This is a genomic window from Micromonospora sp. CPCC 205739 (assembly GCF_036906795.1).
GTDB lineage: Bacteria > Actinomycetota > Actinomycetes > Mycobacteriales > Micromonosporaceae > Micromonospora.
This window is the reverse complement of sequence record NZ_JBAKHS010000005.1, coordinates 106034-122487: the sequence shown is the minus strand read 5'-3', so window position 1 is coordinate 122487 and position 16454 is coordinate 106034. Positions and strand designations below refer to the sequence as shown.

The 16454-nt window shown below is 72.7% G+C and carries 20 protein-coding genes; 5 read left to right on the top strand and 15 right to left on the bottom strand.

The window, feature by feature from the left end:
* Positions 1-70 precede the first annotated feature (70 nt).
* Complete coding sequence (locus V6U88_RS10925) at positions 71-691, top strand: putative glycolipid-binding domain-containing protein (RefSeq protein WP_334452090.1); 621 nt, start codon at positions 71-73, stop codon at positions 689-691.
* A 10-nt stretch (positions 692-701) separates the two neighbouring features.
* Here V6U88_RS10925 and V6U88_RS10920 read toward each other — a convergent pair whose 3' ends face one another.
* From V6U88_RS10920 to V6U88_RS10910, 3 genes are read right to left on the bottom strand one after another with little or no spacing between them, the layout of a single operon-like run.
* Positions 702-1793 carry a PLP-dependent cysteine synthase family protein gene (locus V6U88_RS10920; RefSeq protein ID WP_334452088.1) on the bottom strand — a complete coding sequence of 364 codons (1092 nt, stop codon included), beginning with the start codon at positions 1791-1793 and terminating at the stop codon, positions 702-704.
* Between the two features lie 22 nt (positions 1794-1815).
* Positions 1816-2649: an SDR family NAD(P)-dependent oxidoreductase gene (locus V6U88_RS10915; RefSeq protein WP_334452086.1), complete on the bottom strand. Its 834-nt coding sequence runs from the start codon at positions 2647-2649 to the stop codon at positions 1816-1818.
* Between the two features lie 47 nt (positions 2650-2696).
* The gene (locus tag V6U88_RS10910; RefSeq protein WP_334452085.1) at positions 2697-3155 is read right to left on the bottom strand and encodes an Lrp/AsnC family transcriptional regulator; all 459 of its coding nucleotides are present in this window, start codon (positions 3153-3155) and stop codon (positions 2697-2699) included.
* A gap of 268 nt (positions 3156-3423) precedes the next feature.
* Here V6U88_RS10910 and V6U88_RS10905 point away from each other — a divergent pair, with 268 nt between their 5' ends.
* A complete protein-coding gene (locus tag V6U88_RS10905) occupies positions 3424-3690 on the top strand; it encodes a BldC family transcriptional regulator (RefSeq protein ID WP_334452084.1) in 267 nt (88 codons plus the stop codon).
* A gap of 74 nt (positions 3691-3764) precedes the next feature.
* Here V6U88_RS10905 and V6U88_RS10900 read toward each other — a convergent pair whose 3' ends face one another.
* Positions 3765-4394, bottom strand: a complete 630-nt coding sequence (locus tag V6U88_RS10900) for a UbiX family flavin prenyltransferase (protein ID WP_334452082.1) — start codon at positions 4392-4394, stop codon at positions 3765-3767.
* 166 nt (positions 4395-4560) lie between these two features.
* On the opposite strand from V6U88_RS10900, the gene V6U88_RS10895 reads away from it, so the two are divergent.
* Positions 4561-5526 carry a terpene synthase family protein gene (locus tag V6U88_RS10895; RefSeq protein WP_334452080.1) on the top strand — a complete coding sequence of 322 codons (966 nt, stop codon included), beginning with the start codon at positions 4561-4563 and terminating at the stop codon, positions 5524-5526.
* Positions 5527-5558: 32 nt separating this feature from the next.
* On the opposite strand, the gene mqnP is transcribed toward V6U88_RS10895, so the two are convergent.
* From mqnP to V6U88_RS10880, 3 genes are all read right to left on the bottom strand, one after another.
* A complete protein-coding gene (gene mqnP, locus V6U88_RS10890) occupies positions 5559-6470 on the bottom strand; it encodes a menaquinone biosynthesis prenyltransferase MqnP (RefSeq protein ID WP_334452079.1) in 912 nt (303 codons plus the stop codon).
* The gene (locus tag V6U88_RS10885; protein WP_334452078.1) at positions 6470-7930 is read right to left on the bottom strand and encodes a menaquinone biosynthesis decarboxylase; all 1461 of its coding nucleotides are present in this window, start codon (positions 7928-7930) and stop codon (positions 6470-6472) included. The genes mqnP and V6U88_RS10885 overlap by 1 nt, the downstream gene beginning before the upstream one ends.
* 108 nt (positions 7931-8038) lie before the next feature.
* Positions 8039-8332 (bottom strand): DUF1330 domain-containing protein, encoded by a 294-nt coding sequence (locus tag V6U88_RS10880; protein WP_334452077.1) that lies wholly within the window; start codon positions 8330-8332, stop codon positions 8039-8041.
* Between the two features lie 132 nt (positions 8333-8464).
* Between V6U88_RS10880 and V6U88_RS10875 the strand changes: the two genes are divergently transcribed.
* Entirely contained in the window at positions 8465-8788 is a 324-nt protein-coding gene (locus V6U88_RS10875; protein ID WP_334452076.1) for an ArsR/SmtB family transcription factor, read from the top strand.
* 32 nt (positions 8789-8820) lie between these two features.
* Here V6U88_RS10875 and V6U88_RS10870 read toward each other — a convergent pair whose 3' ends face one another.
* Positions 8821-9384, bottom strand: a complete 564-nt coding sequence (locus tag V6U88_RS10870; RefSeq protein ID WP_334452075.1) for a carboxymuconolactone decarboxylase family protein — start codon at positions 9382-9384, stop codon at positions 8821-8823.
* Positions 9385-9501: 117 nt separating this feature from the next.
* Between V6U88_RS10870 and V6U88_RS10865 the strand changes: the two genes are divergently transcribed.
* Positions 9502-9978 carry a MarR family winged helix-turn-helix transcriptional regulator gene (locus V6U88_RS10865; RefSeq protein ID WP_334452074.1) on the top strand — a complete coding sequence of 159 codons (477 nt, stop codon included), beginning with the start codon at positions 9502-9504 and terminating at the stop codon, positions 9976-9978.
* A gap of 108 nt (positions 9979-10086) precedes the next feature.
* On the opposite strand, the gene V6U88_RS10860 is transcribed toward V6U88_RS10865, so the two are convergent.
* The 7 genes from V6U88_RS10860 to hemL all read right to left on the bottom strand — a co-directional run bounded on the left by V6U88_RS10860 (position 10087) and on the right by hemL (position 16391).
* Positions 10087-10224 carry a DUF397 domain-containing protein gene (locus tag V6U88_RS10860; protein WP_442934612.1) on the bottom strand — a complete coding sequence of 46 codons (138 nt, stop codon included), beginning with the start codon at positions 10222-10224 and terminating at the stop codon, positions 10087-10089.
* 102 nt (positions 10225-10326) lie between these two features.
* Positions 10327-11304 carry a c-type cytochrome biogenesis protein CcsB gene (gene ccsB / locus V6U88_RS10855; protein ID WP_334452073.1) on the bottom strand — a complete coding sequence of 326 codons (978 nt, stop codon included), beginning with the start codon at positions 11302-11304 and terminating at the stop codon, positions 10327-10329.
* On the bottom strand, positions 11304-12986 hold the full coding sequence (gene resB, locus V6U88_RS10850) for a cytochrome c biogenesis protein ResB (protein ID WP_334452072.1): 1683 nt from the start codon (positions 12984-12986) through the stop codon (positions 11304-11306). Before resB ends, ccsB begins: the two co-directional genes overlap by 1 nt.
* Positions 12986-13831, bottom strand: a complete 846-nt coding sequence (locus tag V6U88_RS10845; RefSeq protein ID WP_334452071.1) for a cytochrome c biogenesis CcdA family protein — start codon at positions 13829-13831, stop codon at positions 12986-12988. Before V6U88_RS10845 ends, resB begins: the two co-directional genes overlap by 1 nt.
* Positions 13831-14400, bottom strand: coding sequence for a TlpA family protein disulfide reductase (locus V6U88_RS10840; protein ID WP_334452070.1), 570 nt, complete (start codon positions 14398-14400; stop codon positions 13831-13833). Before V6U88_RS10840 ends, V6U88_RS10845 begins: the two co-directional genes overlap by 1 nt.
* Positions 14400-15047 carry a histidine phosphatase family protein gene (locus tag V6U88_RS10835; protein ID WP_334452069.1) on the bottom strand — a complete coding sequence of 216 codons (648 nt, stop codon included), beginning with the start codon at positions 15045-15047 and terminating at the stop codon, positions 14400-14402. Before V6U88_RS10835 ends, V6U88_RS10840 begins: the two co-directional genes overlap by 1 nt.
* 6 nt (positions 15048-15053) lie before the next feature.
* A complete protein-coding gene (gene hemL, locus V6U88_RS10830) occupies positions 15054-16391 on the bottom strand; it encodes a glutamate-1-semialdehyde 2,1-aminomutase (protein WP_334452068.1) in 1338 nt (445 codons plus the stop codon).
* Between the last annotated feature and the right edge of the window lie 63 nt (positions 16392-16454).

Below are 16454 nucleotides of genomic sequence, written 5' to 3'. Positions count from 1 at the left end.
GAGCTCGCGCTCCGCGGCGGCGTTTCCGCATGCGCTGCCGACCTCGGCCGGCTGGCGTAACGTCCGCATCATGCCGAGGTCACTCTTCTGGAGCCGGACGGACGTCGCGGGCGCCGAGCACACCGTCCTCGACGACGGCCCCGGTTTCGTCGCGCACGGCACCCAGGTCGCCGTCGAACCCGTCCCCTGGACGTGCCGCTACCAGCTGACGGCCGGCGCGGACGGGGCCACCACCTCGCTGCACGTGGCGGTCGAGGGGGCGGGCTGGTCGCGCAACGTACGGCTGGAGCGCCGCGCGGACGGTTGGCGGGTGACCACGGCCGAGCAGGGCGACCTGGACGCGGCGCTGCGGGCCGCCGGGCACCCGCCGGCCGGGCTGCCCGGCGCCGAGGACCCGGACCGGCTGCACGACGCCCTCGACGTCGACCTGAGCGGGTCGCCGCTCTTCAACACGCTGCCGATCCGGCGGTTGGGGCTGGCCACGGGGGCGCCGGACCTCGCGCACACGGTGACCGTCGCCTGGGTGCGGACGCCCAGCCTGGAGGTGGTCCCCGCCGAGCAGGTCTACACCCCGCTCGGGCCGGGGCGAATCCGGTTCGCCAGCGACACCTTCCGCGCCGACATCGTGCTCGACGCCGACGGCCTGGTGCTGCGCTATCCCGGGCTGGCCGAGCGGGCCGACGCCCGCTGAGTCGCCCGGCTCAGGCCGGCCACGCGCCGCTGGTCAGGAACCGTTCGATGGTGGCCAGGTGCGGGGCGAGGTCCAGCCCCTGCGCCGCCACCCAGCCGTCGTCGTAGTAGGTGTGGGCGTACCGCTCTCCGGCGTCGCAGATCAGGGTGACCACCGAGCCGGTCCGCCCGGCGGCGAGCATCTCGGCGATCAGCCCGAAGGCGCCCCAGAGGTTGGTGCCGGTGGAGCCACCCACCCGGCGGCCGAGCACGGCCGAGCCGGCGCGCATGGCGGCCAGCGAGGCGGCGTCGGGGACCTGGGTCATCCGGTCCACCACCGAGGGCAGGAAGGACGCCTCGACCGTCGGCCGGCCGATCCCCTCGATCCGCGAGCCGCGACCGGTGCGCACCGACCAGTCGGCGGCCTGCCAGGCCGGGTAGAACGCCGAGTTCTCCGGGTCGACCACGCAGAGCTTGGTGGGCAGCCGCCGGTAACGGGCGTACCGGCCGATGGTGGCGCTGGTGCCGCCGGTGCCGGCGCCCACCACGACCCACGCCGGGATCGGGTGCCGCTCCAGCGAGAGCTGCGCGTAGATCGACTCGGCGATGTTGTTGTTGCCCCGCCAGTCGGTGGCCCGCTCGGCGTAGGTGAACTGGTCCATGTAGTGCCCGCCGCTGTCCTCGGCCAGCCAGCGCGCCTCGATCACCACCTTGGCCGGGTCCTCGACCAGGTGGCAGCGCCCGCCGTGGAACTCGATCTGGGCGATCTTCTCGGGCGAGGTGGAGGCGGGCATCACCGCGACGAAGGGCAGCTCCAGCATCCGGGCGAAGTACGCCTCGGAGACCGCCGTGGAGCCGGAGGACGCCTCGATGATCGTGGTCTCCGGGCCGATCCAGCCGTTGCAGAGCCCGTAGAGGAAGAGCGAGCGGGCCAGCCGGTGCTTGAGGGAGCCGGTGGGGTGGACCGACTCGTCCTTGAGGTAGAGGTCGATCCCCCACGCCCGGGGCAGCGGGAAGGGCAGCAGGTGGGTGTCGGCGGAGCGGTTGGCGTCCGCCTCGACCGTGGCGATCGCCTCGGTCACCCACGTCCGGCTGGCCTCGTCGCACCGGTCGAGATGAGTCACGCCGGCAACGTTACAAGCGAGCTCAGCTCCCGTCCGGCCCGGCCCGGTGCCGCTGCCGGCGCTGCCCGGCCCGGCCGGTCGCCCGGATCACCGGGGTCAGCGCGAGCGCCAGCCGGGGCAGCGCGTCCAGCAGTCGTACCTGCGCGCCGCGCCAGCGCGGCAGGCTGACCACCGGGCGGGGGCGGCGGGCCAGCCGGGCGGCCCGGGCCGCGACCCGCTCCGGCGTCAGCATCGTCCCGGTGAAGGAGGCCACCGCCTCCGGGTCGTCGAGCCGGTCGTGCAGCATCGGCGTCCAGATCCCGTCCGGGCAGAGGCACGACACGTGTACGTCGGCCAGGCCGGCCATCCGCAGGTCGGCCAGGGTACCGAGACTGAACGCCAGCAGCGCGTGCTTGCTGGCCGCGTAGACGGTCTCGCCGGGCGCGGCGATCAGGCCGGCGAGGGAGACGACGTTGAGCACGTGCCCGTGCCCCTGAGCGCGCATCACGGCCAGCGCGGCGAGGGTGCCGGTCATCGCGCCGAGCGCGTTCACCTCGACCACCCGGCGTCGGGTCGCCGCGTCGTGCTCCCACGACGGCCCGGTGACCAGGATGCCGGCGTTGTTGACCCAGAGCCCGAGCCCGTCGGCGCTCGCGCCGGCCGCCTCGGCGGCGACCTCGGCGCAGGCGGCCTCGTCGCGCACGTCCAGCGCCCGGGACCAGCCCCCGAGCGGCGCGGCGGCGGTGGCGGCCGCACCGGCGTCCAGGTCGGTCAGGAGTACGGCCCAGCCGTCGGCGTGCAGCGTGGCGGCGATGGCCCGGCCCAGTCCACCGGCAGCGCCGGTGACCACGGCGGTGCCGCGTACGGGGGTCGTCATCGGCGCAAGGTATCGCCGTCGGGCGGGCGGCGCCAGACCCCCGACGGTCAGGTGCCGGGGGGACCGAGCGGCTGCGGGCGGTTCTCCCACTTGGTCGACAGGGCGATGCCGGTCCGGGTGGACGCCACGCCCGGGGTGCGGTTGAGCCGCACGATCAGCTGCTCCAGCTCCGCGATGGTGCCGACCCGCGCCTTGAGCAGGAAGGACTCGACACCGGCCATGAAGTAGCAGGACTCGATCTCGGGCATCTGCCGGAACGCCTCCAGCACGTCCTCGGCGTCCCCGCCGGAGTCCTCGACGATGCCGATCAGCGCGGTCACCCCGAGCCCGACCGCCTCCGGCTCCACTTCCGCCCGGTACGCCCGGATCACCCCGCCGGACTCCAGCTTGCCGACCCGCTCGTGCACGGCCGGGGCGGAGAGGCCGACCTGCCGGGCGAGTTCGGCGTACGACAGGCGGGCGTTGCCGCGCAGCAGGTCGACGAGGCTGAGGTCGATGGCGTCCACGGAGTGTGACCCTAGCTGGCCGGGCGTAACGTCGGACGGCCGGCACCCGTTGAACATGACAGCGCGTCACAGTTCGCAGACATGCGGTGAAAGGGGCTCCGCACCGGTACCATTTACTAACTTCCCACTCAGTGCGTTTTTCGCGTTTGGCGGACAGGCCATGTCGCTGGTGCTGTAATTGCCATACGTCCCTCATGACGGCTCTGGGCTCGCACCGGCCGGGGGCAGTGTGTTCAGCCGGGGGCTTCGTCGACGCGAGGAGGGGGCTGTGGACACTGGAGATCGCCTGCTGACACCGGGTGAGGTCGCTGCGTTGTTTCGGGTTGACCCGAAGACTGTGACGCGTTGGGCGGCGGCCGGCCGGATCGGCAGCATCCGGACTCCAGGCGGGCATCGCCGGTTTCGGGAATCCGAGGTGCGGGCCCTGCTGGAAGGGGAGGGCATGCTGGACGAGGCGGAAGACATGGGCAAGCCGCGAAATGTCGGTCCCGCCGCCTCGACCGGACCGGGCCCGGCCAACGCCGGCATGTACTGAATGGTGCGAGACGGATACGCGGGCCGGCCGACAGGTCCGGTCCGCGCCCCGTCTGAGGTGAGTTTCCGCTTTCGCTACGACCGGTCGGCGGCCAGTTGCCCCGACCACCGCCGGAACAACGTGTGCGGCACGCCGAGGGCGTCCAACACCTTGCCGGCCACGAAGTCGACCAACTGCTGCGCGGTGGCCGCGGCCCCGGAGCCGTAGAAGCCCGGACTGGCCGGCAGCACCACCGCACCGGCGTCGTGCAGCGCGATCAGGTGCTCCAGGTGGCTACGGGTCACCGGCGTCTCCCTGGGTACCACCACCACCGGCCGGCGCTCCTTGAGGTTGACCTCGGCCGCGCGCTGCAACAGATCCTTGGAGAGCCCGATCGCGATGCCCGCGCAGGCCGCCGTGCTCGCCGGCACCACCGCCATCCCGCGTACCCGGTAGGAGCCGCTGCTGGGGCCGGCGGCGATGTCCCCCGCCGGCCAGTGCCGCACGTCGGCGTCGGCGAGGTCACGGCCCAGCCAGGCGGCCAGATCCTCGGCCCAGTGGCCGTCCCGGAACGGGCGGCCGGTCTCGTCGAGCACGGTCAGCCGGGCGGCCCGGGAGACGATCAGGTCCACCGGCTCGCCGGCGTCGAGCAGCCCGTTGACGACCGCCGCCGCGTACGGCGTGCCCGACGCGCCGGAGACCCCGACCACCCATGGTTCGCGCATGTCGTCCAGCCTGCCTGGTCGCCTTAGCGCCCCGCCCGGCGACCCCCGTCCCACCACCGCACAGCGTGTCGCCGGGGTGCCCCGCTGTCCGCCGGGACGACGGCGGTGGAGCGGACCTGCCATGCTGCCGTCGGCGATCCACGCCGTACGGGAGGGATCGAAAACCATGATCGAGGAGGTTCTCCGGTCGCTGCGGGCCGCGTGCCCGATCCCGCCCCGGCTCTCGCCGCACGCGGACCAGGTGCAGGGCTGGCTGCTGGACCGGCTGCCCCGGCTGGGTCTGCCGCTGGACGACGCGGCCCGCAAGCGGCTGAACCGGGCCGGCTTCGCCCGGTACGCGGGCCGGCTCTACCCGGACGCCACCGAGCCGGACCTACGTACCCTGGCCACCCTCTTCACCTGGTTCTTCCTGGTCGACGACGCCTGCGACGGGCCGGACCGGCTCAGCCCGGACCAGATCAGGGCGCTGCGGGCCGGGGCGTTGAGCCTGCTGCGGGAGGGCCCGCGCGGGCGGCACCCCGGGTTCGGCGGGCCGCTGCGCCGGCTGCTGGTGGAGGCCTGGCGGGTGCCCCGCCGCCGGATGCCGGCCCGCTGGCGGCTGCGCTTCGCCGACGCGGTCGGCCACCACCTGGACGGCACGTGGCGGGAGTCGGTCGCCAAGGACCTCGGCCGGCAGCCCTCGGTGGCCGAGTACGTCGAGCTGCGCCGGGCCACGTCGGCGGCGTACGTCTCGTACCCGCTGATCGAGTTCGCGACCGGACGGCCGTTGCCGGACCCGGTCTACCACCACCCGTCGCTGCGCCGGATCGGTGACCTCGGCAACGACCTGCTCTCCTGGTACAACGACCTCGCGTCGCTGGAGCGGGACCGGGCCACCTCGGGCGGGCACAACCTGGTGCTGGCGGTGGCCGCCGAGCGGAAGGTGCCGCTGGACACCGCCGTGGACCTGGTCGCCGAGCGGTGGCGGGCGACGATGGACCTCTTCGTGGCCCTGCGCGCGGAGGCGCCGTCGTTCGGCCCCGCCCTCGACGCGGCGGTCACCACCCACCTCGACGGCATCGCCGACGCCGTCCGCGGCACCCTCGACTGGACCCTCGAAAGCGCCCGCTACCCCACCCCCCACACCAGCTGACCCCCGTCGCGTTGGCGGCGGGAAAGCCGGCGTCAGGGGTGGAGGTTGAGGCGGATGGTGAGGTCGAGGAGGGCGAAGAGGAAGAGGGCGATGCCGACGAAGCCGTTCGCGGTGAAGAAGGCCCGGTTGACCTTGCTCAGGTCGGTGGGGCTGACCACCACGTGCTGGTAGCCGAAGGCGACGGCGGTCAGGGCCAGGCCGATCCACCAGAGCCAGCCGAAGCCGATCAGCGCGCCGAACCAGATGAAGAGCGCGAAGGTGATCACGTGCGCCACGGTGGAGGCGTGCAGCGCGAAGCGCAGGCCGTACCGGGCCGGGACGCTGTGCACCCCGATCTCCCGGTCGACGTCGGCGTCCTGGCAGGCGTAGATCAGGTCGAAACCGCCGATCCAGAGCCCCACCGCCGCGCCGAGCAGCCAGGCCGGCCAGGAGCCGTCCAGGGTGCCGGTGACCGCGAGCCAGGCGCCCACCGGGCCGACCGCCTGGGCGATCGCCAGGATGGCGTGCGGCCAGTTCGTGAACCGCTTGCCGTACGGGTAGACGACCAGCGGGATCACGGCCAGCGGCGCGAGCACCAGGCAGAGCGGGTTGAGCAGCGCGGCGGCGGCCAGGAAGACCACCAGCGCGACGGCCGCGCCGGTCCAGGCCGTGCGTACGCTCACCGCCCCGGTGACCAGTTCCCGGTTCGCGGTACGCGGGTTCCGGGCGTCGATCCGCCGGTCGAGGATCCGGTTGGCGGCCATCGCGAAGGTCCGCGCCCCGACCATCGCCACGGTGATCAGCAGCAGGTCGAGCCAGCGCACCCGCCCGCCGTCGACCTGCATCGCGGTCAGCGCCGACAGGTACGCGAACGGCAGCGCGAAGACGGAGTGCTCGATGGCGACGAGCTTGAGGAACGACTTGATCCGGCCCGGCTTCTCGGCCGGCGCGTCGAGGACCGCCATCAGATCCCGTACTCCTTCCAGCGCTTGTCGACCAGCGAGGCGACCTCCGGCGACATGGTCATCTCCTCCGGCCAGCCCCGGGTGTAGCCCTCGGCGGGCAGCTTGCGGGTCGCGTCGACGCCCGCCTTGCCGCCCCAGAACTGCTGGTACGACGAGTGGTCCAGGTGGTCCACCGGGCCCTCGGTGAGCAGCAGGTCCCGGGCGTAGTCGACGTTGCCGAAGGCGCGGAAGGCGACCTCGTTGTAGTCGTGCACGTCGCAGTCCTCGTCGACGATCACGATCAGCTTGGTCAGCGACATCAGGTGCGCGCCCCAGATCGCGTTCATCACCTTCTGCGCGTGCTTCGGGTAGCGCTTGCGGATCGACACGATGGCGCAGTTGTGGAAGACCCCGGCGGCCGGCAGGTCGTAGTCGACGATGTCCGGGATCAGCAGCTTGAGCAGCGGCTGGAAGATCCGTTCGGTGGCCTTGCCCAGGCCGTGGTCCTCCTGCGGGGGCTTGGAGGTGACGATCGAGTGGTAGACCGGGTCACGCTGCATGGTCATCGTCTCGATGTGCAGCACCGGGAACGGCTCGACCGGGGTGTAGTAGCCGGTGTGGTCGCCGAACGGCCCCTCGGGCAGCCGCTCGCCGGGCTCCAGGTAGCCCTCCAGCACCACCTGCGCGTGCGCGGGCACCTGCAACGGCACGGTGAGGCAGTCGACCATCTCGACCCGCTCGCCGCGCAGGAAGCCGGCGAACAGGTACTCGTCGATGTCGCCGGGGAGCGGGGCGCTCGCCGCGTAGCTGACCACCGGGTCGCAGCCGATGGCGACGGCCACCGGCAGCCGCTGCCCGAGCCGCTCGGCGACGGCGTGGTGCGCGGTCGAGTCCTTGTGGATCTGCCAGTGCATGCCCAGCGTGTTGCGGCTGTGCTGCTGAAGGCGGTAGAGGCCGAGGTTGCGCTTGCCGGTCTCCGGGTGCTTGGTGTGGGTCAGCCCGTAGTTGTGGAAGATCCCGCCGTCGCCGGGCCAGACCTGGAGACCGGGCAGCCGGTTCAGGTCGACGTCGTCGCCGCGGTAGACCACCTGCTGGCAGGGGGCGGTCTTCACCTTGCGCGGCGGCACCGACTTGAGCTGCATGACCTTGCCGAGGCCCTCGCGGATGCCGGACCAGCCGACCGGCAGCTCCGGCTTGACCAGCGCGCCGATCCGGTCGCCGATCTCGTCCAGCGACTCGACGCCGAGCGCCATCGCCATCCGCTTCTCGGTGCCGAAGAGGTTGATCGCCACCGGCATCTCGCCCCGGGTGGGCCGCTCGAAGAGCAGCGCGGGGCCGCCCGCGCGGACGGTCCGGGTGACCACCTCGCTGATCTCCAGCGTGGGGTCGACCGGGACCTTGACCCGCCGCAGCTCGCCCGCGCGCTCCAGCGCCGCGAGGAAGTCCTTGAGATCGGTGTACGGGAAGCCACGAGCCGCCATGCGGCCAGTCTCCCGCACCGGGTGCGGCGACGACGACTCCGGGTGGTGTGAGCCGGGGCATCGGCGCCTGACGCCCCGGCTCACGCCCGCTGCCCGCAAGCCCGGGCCTCAGGCGACGGCCACGTCCATCACCAGGGCACTGGCCCGGGCGAAGGTGTGCCGGAACTCCTTGAGCGGCGCGTACTCCGGCGAGTGGTAGAAGTCCAGCACCGCCTGCTTGTCGGGGAATTCGAGGACCACCGCGATGGCGGGCTTGTGGTCACTCTCCAGCACGACGGGGTCGGTGTCCCGGGCCACCGGGCGGCCGCCGTACCGGGCCACCACCGCCAGCGTCCGCTCCTCGTAGTCCGCCATCTTCTCCGCGTCCTCCGGGGTGACGCTGATGATCATGTAAGCGCTCACTGCTCGACTCCCTCTGGCTATTGTTCGTTACTTCGTGAACATTAGAATTGTCGAGAGCGATCCGGCAACCGGTCGGACGATGACCTGGGTCACGACAGTTCGATTGTCTCCCGGTTCGCGTACAGTCGAAGCATGAAGGGCTTCGTTCACCCGGCGCGCGAGGACCTCCGCATCGACTCGGTGCTGGAGGCGCTGGCCAACCCGATCCGCCTCCGGATCATCAAGCGGCTGGCCGGCGGCGAGGAACTCACCTGCTCCACGACCCTGCCGGACGTATCCCCCTCGACCGCCAGCCACCACTGGCGGGTCCTGCGCGAGGGCGGCGTGCTCTGGGCCCGGCGGGAGGGCCGCATCATCCTGCACACCCTGCGCCGGGAAGACCTCGACGCCCGGTTCCCCGGCCTCCTGGACTCGGTCCTCGCGGCCGTGCCCGACAGTCCGGCGCCCACCCGCTGACCGCACCGGACGTCGCGACCTGCCGCGAGCCCTCAGGCGGCGGCCGGCCCCCAGGCGTACGCGGCCAGGGGCGGGTCGAGCGGCGCGTCGGTGAGCCGGTTGGCGAAGGTGGAGATGGTGTACGTCCCGACCCCGAGCACCACGTCCAGGGCGTGTCGTGGCTGGTAGCCCGCGTCGAGGAAGGCGTGCAGCTCGTCGTCGGGGACGGCGCCGGCGTGGTCGAGCACGGCCAGGGTGAAGCGGCGCAACGCCTCCAGCCGCGGATCGGGCAGCGGCGCGGCCGCCCGCAACGCCTCGACCAGTTCCGGCGTGCCGCCGTGCCGGGCGAGCGTGGGGGTGTGCATCGCGACGCAGACGTGGCACTCGTTCCGGGTCGCGACGGTCAGCACCACGACCTCGCGCTCCAGCGGGTCGAGGCTGCCGGACTCGAAGATGCTGTTCGCGGAGAGGAAGCCCTGGAGCAGTTGCGGGGACTCGGCCATCAGGGCGACCGGCGCGGGCAGGTAGCCGAACCTCTTCTGCACTCCCGCCACGGTCGGTCGGGCGGCGGCGGGCGCGGTGTCAGCAGTGTGGGCGGTGAAGACCCGTCGGGACACGGGGAACCTGCTTCCTGGTCGGGTCGGGGCGCGCCCGAGCGGCGGCGCGCGACCGGGCATCGGCGTGACGTACGATCGTCAACGTGGTTGTCCAAATCGTAAACCTGGTTGTCGAACGTGGCAACGCCTGAGTCGGAACGGCCCGGCTTCCTGCTGCCCCTGCTGCTGCTGGCCGGCTTCCGTACGCTCATCGACGACCTGCACGCCGAACTGGCTCGGCAGGGGCACCCGGACCTGCGGCCCCTGCACGGCTTCGTCCTCCAGGCCGTCGGCGCCGACGGCACCACCGCCACCGAGCTGGGCCAGCGGCTCGGCATCTCCAAGCAGGCCGCCGGCAAGACGGTGGACCGGCTGGTCGCCCTCGGCTACCTGGAACGCGCCGACGACCCGCGCGACGCGCGGCGGAAGCTGGTCCGGACGACCGAGCGGGGCGTCGACGGGCTGCGCCGCTCGGCGGCGGTCTTCGACCAGCTGCGCGCACGCTGGGCGGCCACCCTCGGCGCGGACCGGGTCGACGCGATGGAGGACGACCTACGGCGGGTCACCCCGGCCCACTTCTTCCGCCTCGACGTCCCCGGCTGGTTCGGCGGCTGACCGGCCCGCCACTGTTGATCCTCTGCCCTTTTCCGCTCTGGAACACCGGCGGGACCGCCGGACGATTGCTGACGATCATGGAGGGCGTGTCGCGCGGGTGACGGATGGTCAGCGGCTGCGGGCCAGTTCCACGAAATCCCGCCAGGCACTCGCCGAGAAGGTCAACACCCCGCCGTCACGATCCTTGGAATCCCGGACGTGCACCCGGCCGGGCAGGCGTCGCCTCTCACGCCGAGGTACCTGCATAGCCGGCGCGCGCATTTCGTAGAACCACAGTTCTTAGAAGTGTGGTTCTACATTCTGTGGAGGAGTGGCGCCGTACTCCCTAGTCACACTGGCGCTCGATGGTCAGTCGAGGCCGCCGTAGGAGTGCAGGCCCTCGAAGAAGATGTTCACCCCGAACAGGTTCATCAGCACGGTGAGGAAGCCCAGCACGGCGAGCCAGGCCACCACGTTGCGCTTCACGCTCGGCGTGGCCCGTGCGTGCAGGTAGCCGGCGTAGACCACCCAGGAGATGAACGCCCAGGTCTCCTTCGGGTCCCAGCCCCAGGGCCGGCCCCAGGCCGCCTCGGCCCAGATCGCCCCGGCGATCACCGCGAAGGTGAAGATCGGGAACGCGAAGGCGTGCAGCACGAAGGTCAGTCGTTCCAGGGCCGCCGCCGCAGGCATCCGCTTCGCCAGGGTGTACGGGAAGCTCCGCTTGCCCTGCTCGTGGCCGGCCCGCATCAGGTACGCCACCGCCGGCACCACGCCCAGCAGGAAGATGCCCGAGGAGAAGACGATCGTCGAGACGTGGACGATGAACCAGTACGAGTTGAGCGCGGGGACCAGGGGCACGATCGGCACGTAGAGCACCAGCTCGGCGGTCGCCACCAGCAGCACCATCACCAGGGTCAGGAAGAGCCCGAGGCGGCGCAGTGACGGCCGCTTCACCAGCACCACCAGCCAGGCCGCAACGCCGATGAACGAGACCGTCAGCACGAACTCGTACATGTTGCCCCAGGGCATCCGGTCGGCGGCGATGCCGTGCGTGACCAGGGCGCCGAGGTGCAGCAGGGCGCCGAGCGCGGTGGCGACGACGGCGGTCAGACCGGCCAGCCGGGCGCGCCGGGCGGTGCGTTCGGCCGCCGCCGCACCGGTCGCCGCCGGTGGCTGCGGGGCCAGGCCCCCGGACCCGCCGACTCCGGCGCCGACCAGCTCCCGGGCGGGGGCCGCCACGATGCGGGCGCGGGCGTTACCGAGCGCGTACTCGACGGCGTGGCTGATCATCGCGACCAGGTACGCCAGGATCGTGAACGTGACCAGCTGGTCGGAGAGTGCGGACATCACTCGGCTCCTTCTCGCGCTCCGGCCGGGTCGCTTTCCTCGCGCTCCCGGTCGGCCCGCCCGTCACCACTGACCGCGGCGACGAGCTGCGCGAACTCGTCGGCGAACCCTGGATGGTCGGTGCGCGGCAACCCACCAGCCTCAACCAAGCTACTACCGCTCGTCGGAGATCCACCCGCGGGGTCGGCGGCACCGGCCGCGGGCGCGTCGCCGGCACCCGCCGGGAGCACCCGGAAGAAGACCCGACGGCGTCGGCCGAACAGCGAACCCATCAGCCCGACCAGCAGGAATCCGGAACTGACCAGCAACAGCGCCTGGCCGGGGTCGTACCGCACGGAGAGGGTGATGTACGGCTCGGTGCCGAGGAACTCGAGCTTGGTGCCGTCGTCCAGCGTCCAGGTCTCGCCCTGCTTCAGCAGCTTGGTCCCGGCCTCCTTGAGCTTGCCGGCGCGCACCTGCCGCTGGTCCAGCTGGTAGACGGAGCCGGGGATGCCGGCGTCCAGCCCCAGGTTGCCCCGGTAGGCCGTCAGGTTGAGCGCCGGGTTGCGCTCGGTCGGGTACTCGGACCGCACGAAGGGGGCCGTCTGCGGGGCGGTCGGCAGGTAGAGGCCGGTGAACGCCATCTGGAGGTCCGGGTCGCGTCGGCCGGTGGCCGGGTCGACGTTGGCGTCCGGGAAGGCGGCCAGGCCCTCGCTGGTCAGCCCGGCGTCGCCGGTGGTCAGGAACGGCACGGTGCTGGTCTGGCTGCGGCCGTACCGGTCGGTGTACCGGATCACCGGGGCGTAGCCGTGGCCGAGCAGGTAGACGCTGGCGCCGTCGATGCGCAGCGGGGAATTGACCGAGAAGTCGGCCTGCCGCCCCTCGCCGCCGGGCTCGTCCACGGTCACCGTGGCGTTGAAGTACTCCGGTTGCCCGGACTCCAGGAACCGGGCCTGGAACTCGTCGAGTCGCATGCAGAAGCCGGGCAGGTCCTCGCTGCCCACCCGCGGGCCGAGCTTGGCCTCGGCGTACTGCTGGCGGGTGTTGCAGAACGCGTTCTCCTCGCCGGCCACGAGCAGCCGGTTGCCGTTCCAGCCGTACCAGGACCCGAGCGCGACGCCGACCAGCACGACCACCATCGAGCTGTGGAAGAGCAGGTTGCCGGTCTCCTTGAGGTAGCCCTTCTCGGCGGAGACCTCGTTGCCGCGTACCTCGACCCGCCAGCGACGCCGACGCAGCACGGCGGCGATCGCCGCCGGATCGGTGGGCGCGTGCGACGGCAACACCGTGTGCTGCGGCAGCCGGTCCAGCCGCTTCGGCGCGGCCGGCGGCTTCGACCGCAGCGCCCGGAAGTGGTCGCGCAGCCGGGGGGTGATGCACCCGATCAGCGAGGTGAAGAGCAGCAGGTAGATCGCGGAGAACCAGACCGAGCCGAACGCCTCGAAGGCGCCGATCCGGTCGAGCACCGGGGCCAGGTCGGGGTGCGCGGTGAAGTAGTCCCGCACGTCCTCCGGGTTGACGCCGCGCTGGGGCAGCACCGAGCCGGGGATGGCGGCGACCGCGAGCAGGAAGAGCAGCACCAGGGCGGTACGCATGCTGGTGAGCTGCCGCCACGAGTTGCGCAGCAGGGCCAGCAGCGGATTGGGCCGCCGCCGGGGCGCCTCGGCCGGCGGGGTGGCCGGCCGGTCGTCCACCGTCGTCATCAGATGCTCACCTCGCCCACGCCCACGGTCGTCTGCAACCAGATCACGAAGTTCTGCCACCCGCCGGTGACCAGCGCCAGGCCGATCAGGATCAGCAGGGCCCCGCCGACGCGGGTGACCCAGCGGCTGTTGCGCCGGACGGCGCGGAAGACCCCGAGCAGGCGGTGGAAGCCCAGCCCGAAGACGACGAACGGTAGCCCCAGCCCGAAGCAGTAGGCCACGGCCAGCACCACGGCCCGGTCGGTCTTGCCGGCCGCCGTGGCCATGCCGAGCACCGCGCCCAGGGTCGGACCGGTGCAGGGCAGCCAGCTCAGCGCGAAGACCGCCCCGAGGACCGGCGCCCCGAGCAGCCCGGCGGCGGGCAGCCGGTGGATGCGGAACTCGCGCTGCATGCCCGGCACCACGCCCAGGTAGCTCAGTCCGAGCAGCACGACCAGGGCGCCGATGACGATCTCCAGCGTCCGCTCGTGGTCGAAGAAGACCCGGCCGAAGCTGGCGAAGAGGATCGCGGTGGCGGTGAAGACCACGGTGAACCCGGCGATGAAGAGCAGCGTCCCGGCGAGCACCCGCCCCTTGACCGCGGCCACCGGCCGGGCGGTCACGGGCGCCGCGACGGCCACCGCGCCGTCGCCACCGGGTGGGGCCGCACCGCCGGCCGGCGGCTTTTCGGCCCGCGCCCGCCCCTCCAGGTCCGCGCCGGCGAGCCCGGTCACGTACGACAGGTAGCCGGGCATCAGCGGCAGCACGCACGGCGACAGGAAGCTGACCAGCCCGGCGAGCGCTGCCGCGCCGATGGCCAGCAGCAGCGGACCCGACTCGGCGACCTGGCGGAACGTCTCGCCCATCAGCGGGAACCGGCGGGCTGCTCGGCAGCGATCCGCTCGACGATCGGCTGCAGGCCGTCCTGCTTGACGGCCGCCCGGATCACGGTGGCGACCCGGCCGTCGCGGTCGAGCACGACGGTGGCCGGGACGGTGTTCGGCGGGATCTCCAGGGCCAGCGCCAGCCGGCTCGCCGGGTCGAAGAGGCTCGGGTAGGTGACCCGGCCCTCCTCGAAGGCGACGGCCTTGTCCCGGCTGTCCTGCACGTTGATGCCGAGGAAGGTCACCCCGGAGGCCTTGGTGGCCTGGTAGGTGGCCTCCAGGTCGTCGGCCTCGGCCCGGCAGGGCGCGCACCACGAGCCCCAGAAGTTGAGCACGACCACCTGGCCGCGCGCCTCGGAGACGTCGTACCGGCCGCCGGTGAGCAGCTCACCGGCAATCTTCGGGGCGGCCGAGCGCTGGTCCGGCGCACACGCGATGATGCCGCCGTCGTTGGCGCAGCGGCTCTCCCCGCTCTCGGAGGAGCAGCCGACCAGCGCCGTCACGGCGGCGACGGCGGCGAGCAGGGCGGCGATCGGCCTCCGGGAACGCATCAGGCCCCCTTGGCCGTCCGGGCTGTCGTCGACATCGCGATCAGGTGCGCGGCGGGCTCGGTGTAGCCGATCCCGGTGACCTTCGCACCGTCGAAGTGGAACGAGGTGAGGCTGGCCAGGCCGCACTGGCGGCGGCGCGGGTCGTGCCAGAGCCGCTTGCGCTCGACGTGGCGCCGCAGCGTCCAGATGGGCAGTTGGTGGGAGACCAGCACGGCCTCGCGCCCCTCCGCGGCCACCCGGGCGGCGTGCAGCGCGGCGAACATCCGCTCGGCGATGGCCCGGTACGCCTCGCCCCAGGAGGGGGTGACCGGGTCGCGCAGCACCCACCAGTTGCGCGGGTCGCGGAACGAGCCGTCGCCCGGCGAGACCTTCTTGCCCTCGAACCAGTTGGCGCTCTCGATCAGCCGCTCATCCACCCCGACGGGGAGCCCGAACTGGGCGGCGATCGGCTCGGCGGTCTGCTGGGCCCGCTCCAGCGGACTCGCCACCACGTGCACGATCTCCCGCTCGGCGAGCGCCTGCGCGGCCGCCTTGGCCATCTGGACACCCAGCTCCGACAGGCGGAAGCCGGGCAGCCGTCCGTACAGGATCTGGTCCGGGTTGTGCACCTCGCCGTGCCGCAGCACGTGGACAACCGTTGCGCTCACGTTCCGTTACCCCCCGTGGCCCGCCGCTGCCGCCGCGTTCGCCGCCGTCGGCAGCGCGGCGGCGATCTGCTCCAGTGCGGCGTCGTCGATCGCCGCCGAGACGAACCACGACTCGAACGCGCTCGGCGGCAGGTAGACGCCGGCGGCGAGCATCGCGTGGAAGAACGCCTTGAAGGCGGGCACCTGCTGGGTGCGCGCGCTGTCGTAGTCGCGCACCTCGGCGTCGGTGAAGAAGATCGAGAACATGTTGCCCGCGTACGACAGCCGGTGCGGGACCCCGGCGGCGGTCAGCGCGTCGGTGGCGAGCCGGCCCACGGCGGCGGCCGTGGCGTCCAGCTTCCGGTAGAGCGCGTCGTCGGCCAGCCGCAGGGTGGCCAGGCCGGCGGCGCAGGCCAGCGGGTTACCGGAGAGCGTGCCGGCCTGGTAGACCGGGCCCGCGGGGGCCAGTCGGGCCATGATCTCGGCCCGCCCGCCGAACGCGGCGGCGGGCAGCCCGCCACCCATGACCTTCCCGTACGTCCAGAGGTCGGCGTCGGACGGGTCGAGGCCGTGCCAGCCGGCGCGGGAGACCCGGAACCCGGTCATCACCTCGTCGACGATGAGCAGCGCCCCGTCGGCGTGGGCGATCGAGGCGAGCCGCTGGTTGAAGTTGTCCTGCGGGGCGACCACGCCCATGTTGCCGGCGGCGGCCTCGGTGATCACCGCGGCGATGTGCCGGCCCTCCTCGGCGAAGACCTTCTCCACCGCCGCCAGGTCGTTGTACGGCAGCACGATGGTGTCGCCCGCCGCCGCGCCGGTGACGCCGGGCGAGTCGGGCAGGCCGAGGGTGGCCACGCCGGAGCCGGCGGCGGCGAGCAGCCCGTCGGAGTGCCCGTGGTAGCAGCCGGAGAACTTGATGATCTTCGAGCGGCCGGTGAAGCCGCGGGCCAGCCGGATCGCCGACATGGTGGCCTCGGTGCCGGAGTTGACCAGCCGTACCTGCTCGACCGGGGTGCGGTCGACGATCTCGGCGGCCAGCTCGACCTCGCCCGGGGTCGGGGTGCCGAAGCTGGTGCCCTTGCCGGCGGCCTCCCGGACGGCCTCGACCACCGCGGGGTGGGCGTGGCCGAGGATCAGCGGCCCCCACGAGCAGACCAGGTCGACGTAGCGCCGACCGTCGGCGTCGTGCAGCCAGGGGCCCTCGCCCCGCACCATGAAGCGCGGGGTGCCGCCGACGGCGCGGAAGGCGCGCACGGGGGAGTTCACCCCGCCTGGCACGATGGCCTTGGCGCGGTCGAACAGGGCCTCGGAGGCCGGTGCGTCGGCCGGGTAGCGGCCGGATCCGGCGGAAAAGATGTCGGTCACGATGCGGCCATTGTGTCAGCGCTGGAGCGGCAATCGGCAGCCACCCCGGGCCGGGGTTACCAG